We start from the raw sequence: 15,811 nt of genomic DNA, 5'->3' as shown, positions 1-15,811 counted from the left end.
TTCAACCGCTAATGCGGTTAGAAACAAAGAAATCTGGGGACAACAGCGATCGGAAGATCGATCCCGTGACCGTAGGCTCCCCCTTGAGGGCAGGCGGAGCGATATTGAATGAAAAAGGAGTGAAAGCAATGACACGCGATCTGAAGGCATTGATCTCGCAAATGACGCTCGAGGAGAAGGCCGGACTATGCTCCGGCCTCGACTTCTGGCATACGAAGGGCATCGAGAGGCTCGGCATCCCGTCGGTGATGATGACGGACGGTCCGCACGGGCTGCGCAAGCAAAAAACAGGCGCCGATCATGTCGGCTTGTTCGATAGCGTGCCCGCGACCTGCTTCCCGTCTGCGGCGGGTCTGGCCAGCTCATGGAACCGCGAGCTGATCGGCCGGGTGGGGAGCGCCCTGGGCAAGGAATGTCAGGCGGAGGAGGTCGCGGTGCTGCTCGGACCGGGGGTCAACATCAAGCGCTCGCCGCTCTGCGGACGCAACTTCGAGTACTTCTCCGAGGACCCTTACCTGGCATCGGAGATGGCTGCGGCGCATATACGCGGCGTCCAGAGCGAGGGCGTCGGCACTTCGCTCAAGCATTTCGCCGCCAACAATCAGGAGCACAGACGGATGACGAGCGACTCCGTCGTCGACGAGCGCACGCTGCGCGAGATCTATCTGGCGAGCTTCGAGGGCGCGGTCAAGCAGAGCCAGCCGTGGACCGTCATGAGCTCCTACAACAAGGTGAACGGCACGTATGCGTCCGAGCATCCGGTGCTGCTCTCCGAGATCCTGCGCGAGCAATGGGGCTTCGAGGGCTTCGTCGTCTCCGACTGGGGTGCGGTCAATGAGCGCGTAGCCTCGCTGGCTGCCGGGCTGGAGCTGGAGATGCCGTCCAGCCACGGCGCTGGCGACAGCAAGATCGTCGCTGCGGTGCGCAGCGGCGAGCTTTCCGAGGAGCAGCTCGACCAAGCCGTCGAGCGCGTGCTGCGGGTCGTCTTCCAGGCCGTCGACGCCCGTCAGCCAGACGCCACCTACGATGCGGAGGCGCATCATGCGCTGGCGCGCGAGGTTGCAAGCGAATGTATGGTGCTGCTCAAAAACGAGGACGAGCTGTTGCCGCTCGCTCGCGACAGCCGCATCGCCGTGATCGGCGAGATGGCCGTCAAGTCCCGCTACCAGGGCGGCGGCAGCTCGCATGTGAAGCCGACCCGGCTCGAGTCGATCCGCGAGGAGCTGGCGGCAGTCGCAGGCTCCGAAGCAGGGCTGACCTACGCGCAGGGCTATCACATCGATTCGGACCATATCGATGAGGGGCTGGTGGTGGACGCGAAGCGCGCCGCCAGCGAAGCGGAGGTCGCTGTTATCTTCGCCGGTCTGCCGGATCGCTACGAGTCGGAGGGCTTCGACCGGACGCATCTGCGGATGCCGGCCAACCAGGAGGCGTTGATCGCGGCGATCGCAGCCGTGCAGCCGCGTCTAGTCGTCGTGCTGAGCAACGGCGCGCCGATCGAGATGCCGTGGCTGGGGCAGACCAAGGCGGTGCTGGAGGCGTATCTGGGCGGGCAGGCGCTCGGCGGAGCGATCGCCGACCTGCTGTATGGAGAGGCCAACCCGTCAGGCAAGCTCGCCGAGACATTCCCGATCGCGCTGGAGCATAATCCTTCGCAGCTGAGCTTCCCGGGCGAGGGAGATACGGTCCGCTACACCGAAGGGATCTTCGTCGGATACCGTTACTACGACGCCAAGCGGATCGCGCCGCTGTTCCCGTTCGGACATGGCCTGAGTTATACGCAGTTCGAATACAGCGATCTGCAGGCAGACCGGACCGAGCTCGACGATACCGATACGGTGACGGTGCGGGTGAAGGTCAAGAATGTCGGCTCCCGCGCGGGCAAGGAGATCGTCCAGCTCTATGTGCGCGATACGGAGAGCTCGGTCATCCGTCCAGCCAAGGAGCTGAAGGGCTTCGCGAAGCTGGAGCTGCAGCCGGGCGAGGAGCGGGAGGCGGCCTTTACGCTCGACAAGCGCGCCTTTGCCTTCTATGATGCGGAGCTTGCCGACTGGCGCGTCGAGAGCGGGACGTTCGAGCTGCTGTGCGGCGCGTCCTCGCAGGACATCCGGCTGCGGTTGACGTTGACCGTGAACTCCACGACCGTGCTGCCCAAGACGTATCACCGCAACTCGACGATCGGCGATCTGCTCGCCGACCCGTCAGCCGCCTCCCTTGTCGCAGAGCTGATGAAGAGCTGGCCGTTCCCGGCTATGCCCGATGGCGAGGATGATCATGGGGGCATGATGCAGGCGCTCGCCAACAATATGCCGCTGCGCGCGCTCGTCTCGTTCAGCGGCGGACAGCTGACCAATGAGCTGCTGGACGGCATGCTCGCGGAGTTTAACGGCAGATGAAAGGGAGGGAGACGAGATGGACAACAATTATCCACGGTTGTTGAATGCGCTGCAGGAACAAATGCGACAAGAGGAGCGGGACGGCTACAGCTTCATCGTCAAGCCGATACCGGACTCGCAGGCGGAGGGCGAGCTGGACCCGCGCGTCTACAAGGTCAATCTCGAGACGATGGCCAAGTTCAAGGAGATGGGGGACGCGCCGTTCGCTGTCGATGATACGGACGCGCTCGTACAGGCGATGCGGCAGTTTTTTGGCTGGCAAAACGACGACGTCACGGGCGGCATCATTCTGACCGAGCACCGGACGGTGGAGGGCTCCGAGGCGCAGATTCCGGTACGGATCTACCGCCCGCCGGTGGAGGGCGTGCGGTCTGCGGTCGTATTTTTCCATGGCGGCGGCTTCGCCGCAGGCTCGGTCGATGTCGTAGAGAACCCGTGCAAATGCCTGGCCATGCACGCGGATGCTGTCGTCATCTCCGTCGATTATCGTCTGGCGCCGGAGCACCCCTATCCGGCAGGCGTGACCGACTGTTACGATGTGGTGCGGTGGGCTGCTGAGCATGCCGAGGAGCTGGGCATCGCCCCTGGACAGTTGGCGGTCGCAGGCGACAGCGCCGGCGGCAACCTCGCTGCTGTATGCGCGCTCATGGACAGGGACGCGGGGAGCGGCATGATCGCCTTCCAGGCGTTACTCTACCCGTCGGTCAACATGGGCTTGCTGCCGGTGGAGGATATGAGCTGGTCGCTCGACGCGTACGATATCCGCAACCATGAGGAGATGATCCGGGGCATGGTGCAGGGCATGCGCAGTGAGGGAGACAATCCGCTGCTCAAGCTGTACTTGCAAGGCCGGGCGGAGCCCTCCGACCCTTATGTTGCTCCGCTGCTTGGGGAGCTGCAAGGACTGCCGGAGACGCTCATCATTACCGCGCAGTATGACTTCCTGAAGGTGGAGAATGAAGCCTATGCCCGCAAGCTGGCGCGCAGCGGCGTCCCGACAACGCTGATCCAGTACAACGGCACCGACCACGCCTTCATGGACAAGAGCGGGCTGTATCCGCAGGCCGAGGACTGCATGCTGGAGATTGCCAAGCGCTTCCGGGCGTCGCTCGGTACCTAGCAGCTCCCTCTGAAGTTCCGATTTGCGTTACAGGGGAGGGGACTTCCGATTGCCGGGGTCCCCTGGAGGGTTCATTTATAGTATAGCTGTGGCCTATGGTTAGATTGCTTTTAGGTATTTTACATGGGTTTGGTCTATGATTATGATAAGGATGTAAGGGATTTCATAATCGACAGGGGGCTATTCCGTGCTAAGATTTACGAAGCAGACATACCTGGCTTTTGCGCTTGTCATCCTGCTGCTGGCATCGGCATGCAGCAGCGGCACCGACGGCGAGAGCGTTGCCAAGCCAGGCGACGCGCAAGGCGAGAGCGAGCAGGCGACGAATTTAACGATGGCCTTTATCGGCATCGGCACCTTCACCGACATCGAGGAGGTGCAGCAGGCGATCAACAAGATTACTCTAGAGAAGATCAATGCCACCGTCAAGCTCGTACCGATCGATGTATCCGCGTGGCAGCAGCAGGTCAACCTGCTCCTGACAGGATCGGAGCCGCTCGATCTGCTCGTCACCTCCTCGCTGTTTAATTACAGCACGCAGGTGTCCAGAGGACAGCTCATCGAGCTGGACGAACTGTTGGAGCAGCATGGTCAAGGGGTCATCGAAGCGACCGATCCGATCACCTTCAACGGCACCAAGATTAACGGCAAGGTCTATGGCGTCTCCAGCTTCCGGGAGATGGTCGCGGATTACGGCTTTATCGCGCGCAAGGATCTGCTCGACAAGCACGGGATCGATCTGAGTCAGGTGAAGTCTTACGCCGATCTTGAAAGCGTATTCAGAATCATCAAGGAAAAGGAGCCGGGCATCTCCCCGATCGTCCAGCGCTCGACGACAAACGCGGTAGCGACGGAGCTGCTGGCGAGCCAGTTCGATTCGCTGGGCGACGGGCTCGGCGTGCTGAAGATGGCAGGGGAAAGTACAGAAGTGGTCAACCTGTACGACACGGAGGAATACAGGCAGGCGGTCGAGCAGGCGCGAGCCTGGTACCAGGCCGGGTATATTATGCCGGACGCCTCGACGACACAGGAGAGCAATACGTCGTTGATGAAGGCCAACAAAGGCTTCGGCTATTTCTCGAACATGAAGCCCGGCTTCGAGGAGCAGGAGAACAGTCTGATGGGCTACGAGATGGAGGCGGTCCGCCTGACCGAGCCGGTAGGCGGCTCGACCGGACCTAGCGCGTTTATGCTATCGATCGCGCGCAACAGCAAAACGCCGGAAAAAGCGATGCAGCTGATGAATCTGCTGTATACCGATGCGGATGTGATGAATCTGCTCGTCCACGGGCTGGAAGGCAAGCATTATGTGATGGGAGACAACGGCCAGATCAAGCCACCGGAGGGCGGCGCAAGCGGCTACAGCTTCAACCAGTGGGAGGTCGGCAACAACTCGCTGACGTATACATGGGAGGGCACCAACCCGGACCAATGGGAGCGCATCAAGGAATTCAACCGCTCCGGCATCTATTCGCCAGCGCTGGGCTTCTCCTTTGACGCCTCGCCGGTCAAGACCGAGATCGCAGCGGTCACCAATGTCGTCAACCAATACAAGGCCGGACTTGAGTCCGGGAGTCTGGATCCCGGCACGATCACAGAGTTCGTCGACAAGCAGAAAAAAGCGGGCATCGAGCGGATTATCGCAGAGAAGCAAAAGCAACTGGATGCCTTCCTTGCAGCTAACCAATAGCCGGATTTAGCCAGCTACAACATAACATGATTGGAAAGGGGCAATCTCGATATGGCGTTGATTCATTGTCATTTTTTCTCCGAGTCGCTGGGCATGAGCACGGCGATGACCGTCATCCTCCCGCAGCACACCCAAAACCAGGTCGGCATGACGGGCGTGGCTCGCAAGGATCGTCACCCGACGCTGTGGCTGCTGCATGGCGGCTCCGACGACGATACGATCTGGACGCGGAGAACCTCGATTGAGCGGTACGTCTCCGAGCTGGGGCTGGCTGTCGTCATGCCGCAGGTGCAGCTGAGCTTCTATACCGACATGGCATACGGCGGACGCTACGGCACCTTCCTGACGGAGGAGCTGCCGCGCGTCGCCCGCTCCTTCTTCCCGCTCTCCGACGCCCGGGAGGACAACTTTGTCGCCGGTCTGTCGATGGGCGGCTACGGCGCCTTCCGTTGGGCGCTGTCCAAGCCGGACCAATTCGCTGCGGCTGCCGGTCTGTCGACGGCGAACTTCTCGACGGCTGCGTTCCGGGAGAAGCTGGAGGGCGCGCCATTCCTACGGCATGTGTTCGGCGACGAGAGCGCGGAGAATACCGACAACGACCTGTATCACCTGATCCGCCGCTGCGACGAAGGGGCGGCGCCCAAGCCGAAGTTTTACCAGTGCTGCGGCACAGGGGATTTCCTCTATGAGGAGAATAAGGAGCTGCGTGACGCCTTTGCGGCCTCCGGGCTGGATTTCACCTATGACGAAGAAGAGGGCGTACATGATTGGGCCTACTGGGACAAGACGATCCAGGATGTGCTCCAATGGATTCCGCTGGAGCGCGGCTAGCGCTGTAGCCGATACATGATCATCCCCGTATTGCAGGAGGCTGTCCGATAAGGACAGCAGTTAGCGAGCCTACCTACGATGATGTGCAAAGACGCCTTCATAACCACGATAGCTGTGGGGATGAAAGCGTCTTTTGCGTATGCTCCTCTGACTTCCCGGACTGCTCCATCTGCTATTGGGCAAGCGACGGCAAGCTACTCGCCGCGGACGGGCAGCGTATCGTCGATGACGGCCTTCAGGATTTTGACGAACTCCTGGGCGGGCTTGGTCAGCTTGGCGTCTTTGGGACGAATCCAGCCAAAGGAGAGCATCAGATCGTTGTGCTCGATCTCCACCGGGATGATCTCGCCGGAGCGCACGTACGGGTCCTTGTGTACCGAGAAGTCCGGATAAAAGCCGATGGCGATGCCGTCGGCGACCAGCTTTTTGGCCGCTTCAGTATAGCCGGTCATGAGCAGCACGTTGAGCTTGTCCACCTTCAGCAGCTGGCGCAGATACTCTTCCTGACGATAGTTGGACTTGAAGGTGACGATCGGCTCGCTGGCGATGACTTCTGCAGGCATCGGGTTATAGAGCGGGACGGAGGAGCGTTTGCCGATGCAGGCGACATAGGTGCCGCTGAGCATCCGCTGGAACTCCAGCTTGCCGTCGACTTCTTCGTGCGGATGCATGGAGATGATTCCCAGGTGAGCATGTTCGCTCGCAACATCCTTGATGATCTGCCGAGTGCCGTCCTCATTGACCTCGATATGGACCTGTGGATGCCGCTTCTTGAAGTGGTAGAGCGCCTCGCTAAAAAAAGCATTGCAGATGCTCGGGATGGAGGCGATCCGCAGGCTTCCCGTTAGCGACTCGAATTCCGCACGCGCCTCGTCATAGATGTCCTGAATCATATTGAGCGCATTGCGCGCTTTTTTGACCAGTTGCTCTCCCGTCTTGGTCAAGTGCGCGCCGGAGCGCGAGCGCTCGAACAACTTGACGCCGAGCTCCTCCTCCAGATTGCTGATCGACTGGCTGATGCTTGGCTGGGAGATATGGAGCTGAGCAGCCGCCAGCGAAAACGACTGGAGCTGCGCAATCGCGACGAAGTAACGAAGCTGTTCGATTCTCATATGGGCCTCCTTCGATTTGTTGATGTATAGTCTACACCTATTATAACATCAATAATCGATATTTTACTTTGATCTTAACTATAACTAAGCTGGAGATAAGGCATAGTCTGCTGACTAATCTTACAGCGCAAGCGAATGCTTACGAAGTATTTTTCCTTCGGAAAACTTAAGCGAATGCTTACGAAGCGAGTATTCCTTCGGAAAACTTAAGCGTATGCTTACGAAGCGAGTTTTCCTTCGGAAAACTTTTAGGAGGAGTTGTTATGGGACCGCTAACCGGAATCAAAGTCATCGAAATCGCGCACTGGCTCGTCGCTCCTTACTGCGGCAATATGCTGTCCGATCTCGGCGCCGAGGTCGTCAAGCTCGAACCGCTCGAGGGCGACCAGGTACGCAGCTCCGGCAACAGCTTCAAGGACGGCGAGAGCTATCTGTTCGCCGCCTACAATCACGGCAAGCAATCGATGGCGCTTAATCTGAAGGACGAGGACGGTCTCGCGCTGGCGCTCGAGCTGTGCGCGGATGCGGATGTCCTGATCGAGAATTATCGGCCGGGTACTTGCGACAGGCTGGGCCTGGGCTATGAGGCGTTGAAGCGGCTCAATCCAAGACTTGTCTATTGCTCGATCTCGGCCTTTGGCGATACGCCCGATTATGTGCGGCGACCGGGCATGGACCCGATCATCCAGGGCATGGGCGGCGTTATGAGCATGACTGGCGAGCCAGGGGGCGCGCCGCTGCTGGCCGGCGTTCCGGTAGCCGACAACTCGACCGCGTATATGGCTTTTGGCGCGATCTGCGCCGCCTTGTACGCGCGAGAGCGGACAGGACAGGGAGAGCGCGTCCAGCTCAATCTGATCGATACGATGGTATTTAATCTCTCGACCCGCTTCGGCCAGTACGTCGCCTCTGGCCAATCGCCGACCTCGATGGGCAGCCAGCATGCCGAGGTGGTGCCTTATCAGGCATTCCCGACCGCAGACGGCTGGCTGATGGCCGGCGCCCAGACCGATCAGGCGTGGACGGTGTTCTGCGAGGCGATCGGCGAGCCCGAACTGGCCGACCATCCCGACTACCGGACACGCACGCTTCGCCTGGCTCATCGGGAGGCGCTGACCGCCCGGCTCAACGACGTCTTCCGCTGTCGCCCGACGGCATACTGGTGCGAGGCGCTGGAGCGACATCAGGTGCTGCATGGACCGATCTGGGATGTGGACACGTTGGTGAATAGCGACCTGGTCCGCGATCATGACTTGATCCAGAAGGTGGAGCATGCTGTGTTCGGCGAGCTGCCGGTCATCCGCACGCCGATCACGTATTCGGATAGCGAGGTGCAGGTGCAGAGCCCGCCGCCGATGCTCGGGGAGCATACGCGGGCGATCCTGCGCAGGCTGGGCCGGACGGAGCAGGCGATCGAGGAGCTGATCGCTCGCGGCGTAGTGCGCGCGCTGGATAAGGCCGAGGAGAGAGCAGGGAGCGTGACGTCATGATGAAGCTGCCGGATCACATCCAGCTGCGAGAGGTCGGTCCCCGGGACGGCCTCCAGAATGAAGCCAAGCCTGTCCCGACCGCCGACAAGATCCGCTGGATCGATCAGCTGGCAGCGGCGGGCCCTACGTATATCGAGGCGACGTCATTCGTCAGTCCGAGATGGATCCCGCAGCTGTCCGATGCCGCAGCCGTGATGAGCGGTATCGCTCGCAGGCCGGGCGTCACGTACGCGGCGCTCGTCCCCAATATGAAGGGGCTGCACTATGCGCTGGCGGCGGGCATCGACGAAGCGGCCGTCTTCCTCTCTGCCAGCGAGACGCATAACCGCAGCAATGTCAACAAGTCGGTCGCCGAGACGCTGCCCCAGCTTCGAGAGGTAGCGGAGGGCGCGCTGCAGGCCGGGCGCACGGTTCGTGGCTATATCTCGACCGTGTTCGGCTGTCCCTTCGAGGGGAGCGTCCCGTTGACCGACATCTGTCGTCTCATCGAGGCTTATCTGGAGATGGGGGTGCGCGAGATCTCGCTCGGCGATACGATCGGCGTAGCCAACCCCAAGCAGGTGGAGACGGTGCTGGCGTACTTGCTGGCGCGTTATCCGGCAGACGTGCTGGCGCTGCATTTCCATGATACGCGCGGCATGGCGCTCGCCAACGTGCTCGTCTCGATGGAGATGGGCATCACCCGCTTTGATGCCGCGGCAGGCGGGCTGGGCGGCTGTCCCTATGCGCCGGGAGCGAGCGGCAACCTCGCCAGCGAAGACCTCGTGCACTGCCTGCACGCGATGGGCGTGGCCACGGGCGTCGATCTGGAGCAGCTGCTGGCGGCAGCGGCTTACATCCAGGAGAAGATTGAGCGGCCTTACCCGGCCAGTCATATGCTGGCTTCCTGGAGGTGATTGTCTCCTGGAGGTCAGCGGATCCGACTGTATCGGCTGGCTTAAGCGGGAATACGGGCGTTGGCTCCGCTTGATAGGTCCGTCCGCGACCTAACGCTCTCATGGCGAGCGTAGAGCGGCGACGGAAAGTCGCAACTAATGTTATGCAGTACTAGTGTAACTGCAATAATACCTTTATTTATGCTCCGAACCGCGCTATGGCTGAGCGTAACTGCAAAAGTGCAGTTGTTTTTGGCAGAATGCCTCCAAACAGACGATTTTGGATGTTTTAAGTGTACTTTTGCATTTGTTTATCGGTTTGCGGGCTGTTTCGCCACAAATAAAGGTGCTTTTACAGTTATTTCTACCCAGTCATACGTTGCTTAATAGATGGTAGCTGTGGCCCTCTGCTGTATCGTCTGAGATGTAGCCAGCCATTGCTCGGGTTCCAAGAACATAGGTGAGCGTGAGGAGTGAAGACGATGAGAATGATGCAGCAACAGCAATCCAGCGGAGGCTGGAACAAGGTGCAGATGCAAGACGGCGTCATGCTCGCGACCTATATCGAGCGGCCAACGGTTGAGGGGGATGGGAAGAGCGATGGCGAAGGGCCGTGGCCGGTCATCGTCAGCCGCACGCCTTATCCGATGGCCCGGGCCTCCTGGCTGCAGGCCGCTCGGATGTGGGCGGGACATGGCTATGTGTTCGTGCTGCAGGAGTGCCGGGGGACGGGCGACTCGGAGGGCGAGTGGCAGCCCTTCCGGCATGAGCGGGCCGACGGGCTGGACACGCTGCAGTGGATCGTCGGGCAGTCGTGGTGCAATGGTCGAATCGCCACCTACGGCTCCTCGTATCATGGCACCTTGCAATGGAGCATGGCGGGCGCTCTGCCGGAGGAAGTGAAGACGATGTATATCGCCTTTGCCGGCATCCATCGCTATGCGCAGCACTATATGAACGGGATGTTCCGCCACGATATCTACACCGTGTGGGCGCTGGGCAACTCAGGCGCGGAGATCGACCATGGCGACTTTGGCGCGCTCTATCGCCAAGCGCTTGCGGCGCGGCCGCATCTGGAGATGGACGAGCAGGTCCTCGGCACGCAGCTGCCCTGGTACCGCGAGTGGATCACCGAGGTCGATCCCGCGAGCCCGTATTGGACAGAGGGCTTCTGGGCCGAGCTAAAGGAGATGCCGCGCCGGGTGACCGTGCCGCTCCTGATGGTAGCGGGCTGGTACGACCACAATCTGCAATCCGGTACGTGGAGTTATGCCAGCCTGCCGGAGACAATCCGCCAAAAGAGTTGCTTGCTGATCGGTCCCTGGGTGCATACCGAGTCAACGTCCGGCGATCTGGCGTATCCCGGGCATGACATCTGGGGAGCACGTCAGGTCCGCGCCGCGCTCGCATGGTTCGACCATCATCTGAAGGATCGGCCGCTGCCGGTCGAGCTCGCGCCTGGCACAGTGCAGACGTATGCGATCCGCGAGGATCGCTGGATCGGCTGGCAAGGTATGCCGACAGCGACGAAGACGCAGACCTGGTATCTGGCTGTCGGCGATGCCCCGGCGCATCCGCTCGTCTCGGATCCGCCAATGGCAGGACAGCTCAGTTATGTGTACGATCCTGGCGATCCCGTGCCGACGAGAGGAGGGGCTGCGCTCATGCATTACTTGACCGGAGACACCGCTGCCGCGCCGCCGTCCAGCGTGCGCCAGGAGCCGCCGGGGACGCGCGCCGATGTACTCAGCTTCGTCTCGGAGCCTCTCGGGGAGGAGCTGCGGATTGCCGGTCCGGTCAAGGTATGGGTGGAGGTGGCTACCGACGCGGACGATACGGCATTCACGGCACAGCTGATCGAGCAATGTCCGGACGGCAGCGCCTACCACATCCGCGACGGTATCACCAGTCTGCGCTGGCGGAGCGATCAGGCGTCGACGTACAGCTCCGAGGAACGCGTGGTGGTAGCGATCGAGCTGTGGCCGATCGTCTGGCTGCTGCGTCCAGGCTCGCGGCTACGGCTGGATGTCTCGTCCTCCAACTTCCCGGCCTATCACGCCCATAGCAACCAGGCCGGACCGTGGGCGGCGCAGACGACGTCACGGGCGGCGACCCAGACGGTGTATACGGCCGGTCTGTCGCGAATCGAGCTGCCGTTGTCTCCAATAACTCCCTAAGCATGCGCTGTAACTGGAACAATCGGCTTAAGCGGTTGACCCGACTCTAAGATCCTAAGCCTCTCAGATTGCTACGCAAGCCCATCGAATGGAGTCGATGGGCTCTTTGTATGGCTTATCCAAGGGAGGCGGAATATTAATGCGATGTCTACCATGAATTAGCCGTTACCCCTGGCAAGGCGGCTTTGTTCTTGCTGGCGGGAGAGGTTGGGTGTACAATAACTCATACTATACACATGATAATTATAGGATTAAGTAATAAGGGGGAAACATGCGATGAATCTGGAGCATATCGAGTCGTTCGTCTACGTCATCCATTACGGAGGCTTCAACAAGGCAGCGGATGTCCTGTTCCTCTCGCAGCCGACCGTCACGGCGCGCATCCAGTCGCTGGAGCGGGAGCTTGGCGTCAAGCTGTTCGATCGTATCGGCAAGCAGGTGACGCTGACGGACAAAGGCCGCGAGTTCCTCCCGTACGCCCAGCAGATGCTGGGCATCTATCAGAAGAGTCGGCAGCAGCTCCAGCCTGTGCGCAGCGACGCGCGGATCGTCCGGATCGGCTGCACCGTCTCGGTCGCCAACTATGTGATCGCCGATATTTTGCCTGAGGTGTACAGGCGCCATCCTGATGTCTTGTTCAAGCTCGCTACCCACCCTTCCGATCTGATCCTGGAGAAGCTTATCGCGCGTAAGCTGGAGCTCGGATTCGTCCGCAATATTAGCCATCCTGCAATTCATTCCCGACGTTTCTATCGCGACCCGATCCGGCTCTACGTCTACCCGGGACATCCGCTGATCGGGCGGGAAGCGACCGTGGCCGAGGTGGCCCGGCAGCCGCTGGTCTTCTTCGAGTGCGGAGCGCTCGACTGGGTGGAGGTGCATCGGGTGTTCGAGAAGCTGGAGCAGCCGCTGCAGATCCGGTACGAGGTAGACAACTCCGAGACGGCCAAGCGGCTCATCCTGCAACAAGCGGCGATCGGTTTCCTGCCCAGTTTGTCCGTGAAACGCGAAGTGGCGGAGGGACGGCTCATCGAGATCGCCCTGCCCGATATCGACAACATCGCTCTGACCACCAACCTCATCGCCCATACCCAGGAAAGCTCGCCGATCCTTGAATCGCTCATCGATATCTGCTCCGGGATGAAGCTTCCTTGAGTCAACCGCGAGCCGATGTGAGCGGCTGGCAAGACAAGGATCGAATTATCCGATCTATCGATAGAATTTCTCTATAAGCTAAATCATTGACGGGCATCACGCGGGGTGATAAAGTTTATCCAACGACATAATTCATACTTAACGGGTAGGAATTATAAGGATAAAACAGAGCGAATGCGAGGGATTTCAAATGAGAAGATGGAAGACGTTAACCGTAGTTGCTGCCTTGGCTGGCGTGCTGGCAGGCTGCGGCGCCAACGAGCCCGCCTCGACGCCGGGGACATCAGGGACAGCGGATGCGGCAGGGCAAGCGCCGATCAAGATCATCGTTGGCACCGGGACGCAATTCCCCAATGTGTGCTTCCTTGACGAGAATGGCAAGCTGACCGGCTATGATGTCGAGCTCGTGCGCGAGATCGACAAGCGGCTGGACGATTACGAGTTCGAATTCCAGACGCTGGAGTTCACCAATCTGCTGCTCAGTCTGGAGACCAAGAAGATCGATATGGTCGCGCACCAGATGGAGCAAAACGCGGAACGGCAGGAGAAGTATCTGTTCAACAAGGTGCCGTATGCGCACTGGAAAAACAAAGTCGCCGTCGCCGCGACGAACGATACGGTCCAGTCAATCGACGATCTGAAAGGGAAAAAAGTGCTGACGACCGCCACCAGCGCGCAAGCGATCATCCTGGAGAAGTATAACGCCGAGCATGACAATGCGATCGATATCGTCTACCAGAACGGCGCTGCCAACGATACGATCCAGCAGGTCGTCTCCGGTCGAGCCGAAGCGTTCCTATCCGCTGACTTCACGCTGCCGCTGATTGATACGAATCATGAGCTGAAGCTGGTCGGTCCCGCGCTCAGCGAGTCGAACACGCTGTTCATGTTCCGGCAGAACGATCCCGAGCAACAGGCGCTCGCCGACCGCATCGACGAGGCGCTGCAGGAGATCAAGGCTGACGGCACGCTGAAGCAACTGAGCGAGCAATGGCTGGGTGCGGATTATACGTCATCGGAGCTGGCCTCCTAATTCTAACCGTCAGAAGGGCAGGCGTTTGCGATGATGTCGTTTGATATCGCTGCTGTACTGGATTACCTTATCAAGCTGTTGCCGGCCATCCGGATCACGCTGGTTATCGTGGTCAGCTCGATCCTGCTCGGTCTGATCGTCGGCACGCTTGTCGCGCTCCCCCAGTTGTACAACATTCCGGTGCTGAAGCGACTGTCGCAGCTCTACCTGTCGTTCTTCCGCGGCACTCCGATTCTGATCCAGCTGTTCCTGTTTTACTACGGCTTGCCCGAGCTGCTGAAGCTGGTCGCCATCGATGCGGCCAGGGTGCCGGCGCTCTACTACGTCATCCTGACGTATGCGCTGCACAGCGGCGCATTTATGGCGGAGATGATCCGCGCCGCCGTCGCTGCGGTCGACCGGGGTCAGGTCGAAGCCGCTTATGCGGTCGGCATGTCGGGACTGCAGGCATTTTGGCGTATCGTCCTGCCGCAGGCGATCGCCACCGCACTGCCGGTCTTCGCGAACCTGACGATTGCCAATCTGAAGGATACGTCGCTCGCCTTCACACTTGGCGTGATGGAGCTGACAGGCAAGTCGCAGACGCTCGGCGTCATGTCGAGGCAGTTCCTGGAGACGTACGCGGCGCTGGCGATCCTGTATTTCATCCTCAGCTTCGTCCTGGAGCGGCTCTTCCATCTGCTAGAGCGCCGGATGTCGAGGAAGGGGATGGCGGGGATATGACACTGGATTACGGCTTTATCTGGACGGCTTTCGTCGCGTTGCTGGAGGTCGTGCCGGTGACACTGGCGATCACGGTTGTCTCCGTCCTGTGCGGCTTTGTGATCGGGGCTTCAGTCGCCTTGGCTCGCCAGTTCCGGGTTCCGGTGCTGAGCCAGCTCGGCGCAGCCTATGTCACCTTCATTCGCGGGACGCCGATGATTACGCATCTGCTGCTCATTTATTTCGGCCTTCCGATGCTGATCGACAGCATCGCCGCCGCACTTGGACTCGGTTTCCGCTCCGTCTCGATTCCGATGATCGGCTTCGCCTATGTATCCTTCTCGATCACGGCGGGCGCCTACATGTCCGAGGTCGTACGCTCCGGACTGCTCGCGGTCGACCGGGGACAGCTCGAAGCGGCGCATGCGGTCGGGATGACGACGGCGCAGGCGATGAAGCGGATCATCCTGCCGCAGGCACTGGCCGCCAGCCTGCCCAATCTGTCCAATATGCTGATCGGCATGCTGCACGGCTCGACGCTCGCCTTTACGGTGTCGGTGGTGGAGATCAATGCCAAGGCGCAGATCGTCGCGACGACGAACTGGAAGTTTTTCGAGGCTTATCTAGCTGCCGCGCTGCTGTTCTGGGGACTGACGTTCCTGATCGAGCGGCTGACCGCCCTGGCGGAGCGGCGCTTCAGACGTTATTACCGGGGAGGCGTGTCATGATAGCACTGAACCAGATCCGCAAAAGCTTCGGCCGCAACGAGGTGCTGCGCGGCATCGATCTGACGGTACAAAAGGGCGAGGTCGTAGCGATCCTCGGGCCGAGCGGCTCCGGCAAGACGACGCTGCTGCGCTGCATCAACTACCTCGAGAAGCCGGGCGGCGGCACGATCTCGATCGGCGGCTTCACGCTCGATTGCCGCAAGCACACCAAAAAGGACGTCTATGCGCTCCGCAAAAAATCGGCGATGGTGTTCCAGCAATACAATCTGTTCCGCCACAAAACGGCGCTCGAAAACGTCATGGAGGGCTTGACGGTCGTCCAGAAGCTGAGCAAAGCGGAGGCGCGCTCGAAAAGCGTGGCGCTGCTGGAGAAGGTGGGCCTGGCCGCCAAGCTGGACGCTTACCCAAGCGAGCTCTCAGGAGGGCAACAGCAGCGGGTGGGCATCGCCAGGGCGCTGGCGCTCGAGCCCGAGGTGATCCTCTTCGACGAGCCGACCTCGGC

The 15,811-nt window shown here is 60.3% G+C and carries 13 protein-coding genes; 12 read left to right on the top strand and 1 reads right to left on the bottom strand.

Annotation, left to right across the window (positions count from 1 at the left end):
- Positions 1-128 precede the first annotated feature (128 nt).
- The 4 genes from PA598K_RS15400 to PA598K_RS15385 all read left to right on the top strand — a co-directional run bounded on the left by PA598K_RS15400 (position 129) and on the right by PA598K_RS15385 (position 6,037).
- Entirely contained in the window at positions 129-2,396 is a 2,268-nt protein-coding gene (locus PA598K_RS15400) for a glycoside hydrolase family 3 C-terminal domain-containing protein (RefSeq protein WP_128657819.1), read from the top strand.
- Between the two features lie 16 nt (positions 2,397-2,412).
- Positions 2,413-3,516 carry an alpha/beta hydrolase gene (locus PA598K_RS15395; RefSeq protein ID WP_128657818.1) on the top strand — a complete coding sequence of 368 codons (1,104 nt, stop codon included), beginning with the start codon at positions 2,413-2,415 and terminating at the stop codon, positions 3,514-3,516.
- A gap of 187 nt (positions 3,517-3,703) precedes the next feature.
- On the top strand, positions 3,704-5,206 hold the full coding sequence (locus PA598K_RS15390; RefSeq protein ID WP_128657817.1) for an ABC transporter substrate-binding protein: 1,503 nt from the start codon (positions 3,704-3,706) through the stop codon (positions 5,204-5,206).
- 51 nt (positions 5,207-5,257) lie between these two features.
- Complete coding sequence (locus PA598K_RS15385; RefSeq protein WP_128657816.1) at positions 5,258-6,037, top strand: alpha/beta hydrolase; 780 nt, start codon at positions 5,258-5,260, stop codon at positions 6,035-6,037.
- A 194-nt stretch (positions 6,038-6,231) separates the two neighbouring features.
- Here PA598K_RS15385 and PA598K_RS15380 read toward each other — a convergent pair whose 3' ends face one another.
- On the bottom strand, positions 6,232-7,149 hold the full coding sequence (locus PA598K_RS15380) for a LysR family transcriptional regulator (RefSeq protein WP_128657815.1): 918 nt from the start codon (positions 7,147-7,149) through the stop codon (positions 6,232-6,234).
- A 263-nt stretch (positions 7,150-7,412) separates the two neighbouring features.
- On the opposite strand from PA598K_RS15380, the gene PA598K_RS15375 reads away from it, so the two are divergent.
- The 8 genes from PA598K_RS15375 to PA598K_RS15340 form a co-directional block, all read left to right on the top strand.
- Positions 7,413-8,639, top strand: coding sequence for a CaiB/BaiF CoA transferase family protein (locus PA598K_RS15375; protein WP_128657814.1), 1,227 nt, complete (start codon positions 7,413-7,415; stop codon positions 8,637-8,639).
- The gene (locus tag PA598K_RS15370) at positions 8,636-9,535 is read left to right on the top strand and encodes a hydroxymethylglutaryl-CoA lyase (protein ID WP_128657813.1); all 900 of its coding nucleotides are present in this window, start codon (positions 8,636-8,638) and stop codon (positions 9,533-9,535) included. Before PA598K_RS15375 ends, PA598K_RS15370 begins: the two co-directional genes overlap by 4 nt.
- A 461-nt stretch (positions 9,536-9,996) precedes the next feature.
- Positions 9,997-11,691, top strand: coding sequence for a CocE/NonD family hydrolase (locus PA598K_RS15365; RefSeq protein WP_260405428.1), 1,695 nt, complete (start codon positions 9,997-9,999; stop codon positions 11,689-11,691).
- Positions 11,692-11,967: 276 nt separating this feature from the next.
- On the top strand, positions 11,968-12,846 hold the full coding sequence (locus PA598K_RS15360; RefSeq protein ID WP_128657812.1) for a LysR family transcriptional regulator: 879 nt from the start codon (positions 11,968-11,970) through the stop codon (positions 12,844-12,846).
- A gap of 190 nt (positions 12,847-13,036) precedes the next feature.
- On the top strand, positions 13,037-13,879 hold the full coding sequence (locus tag PA598K_RS15355) for a transporter substrate-binding domain-containing protein (RefSeq protein WP_128657811.1): 843 nt from the start codon (positions 13,037-13,039) through the stop codon (positions 13,877-13,879).
- A gap of 30 nt (positions 13,880-13,909) precedes the next feature.
- Entirely contained in the window at positions 13,910-14,602 is a 693-nt protein-coding gene (locus PA598K_RS15350) for an amino acid ABC transporter permease (RefSeq protein ID WP_260405427.1), read from the top strand.
- The gene (locus PA598K_RS15345) at positions 14,599-15,309 is read left to right on the top strand and encodes an amino acid ABC transporter permease (RefSeq protein WP_128657810.1); all 711 of its coding nucleotides are present in this window, start codon (positions 14,599-14,601) and stop codon (positions 15,307-15,309) included. Before PA598K_RS15350 ends, PA598K_RS15345 begins: the two co-directional genes overlap by 4 nt.
- Positions 15,306-15,811, top strand: a 506-nt coding sequence (locus PA598K_RS15340) for an amino acid ABC transporter ATP-binding protein (RefSeq protein ID WP_148091952.1), incomplete at its 3' end; no start/stop codon positions are given. The genes PA598K_RS15345 and PA598K_RS15340, both read left to right, overlap by 4 nt.

Source organism: Paenibacillus sp. 598K (assembly GCF_003851045.1).
Classification (GTDB): domain Bacteria; phylum Bacillota; class Bacilli; order Paenibacillales; family Paenibacillaceae; genus Paenibacillus_D.
The sequence above is the reverse complement of the archived record's forward strand: the minus strand, read 5'-3'. Positions and strand labels throughout refer to the sequence as shown.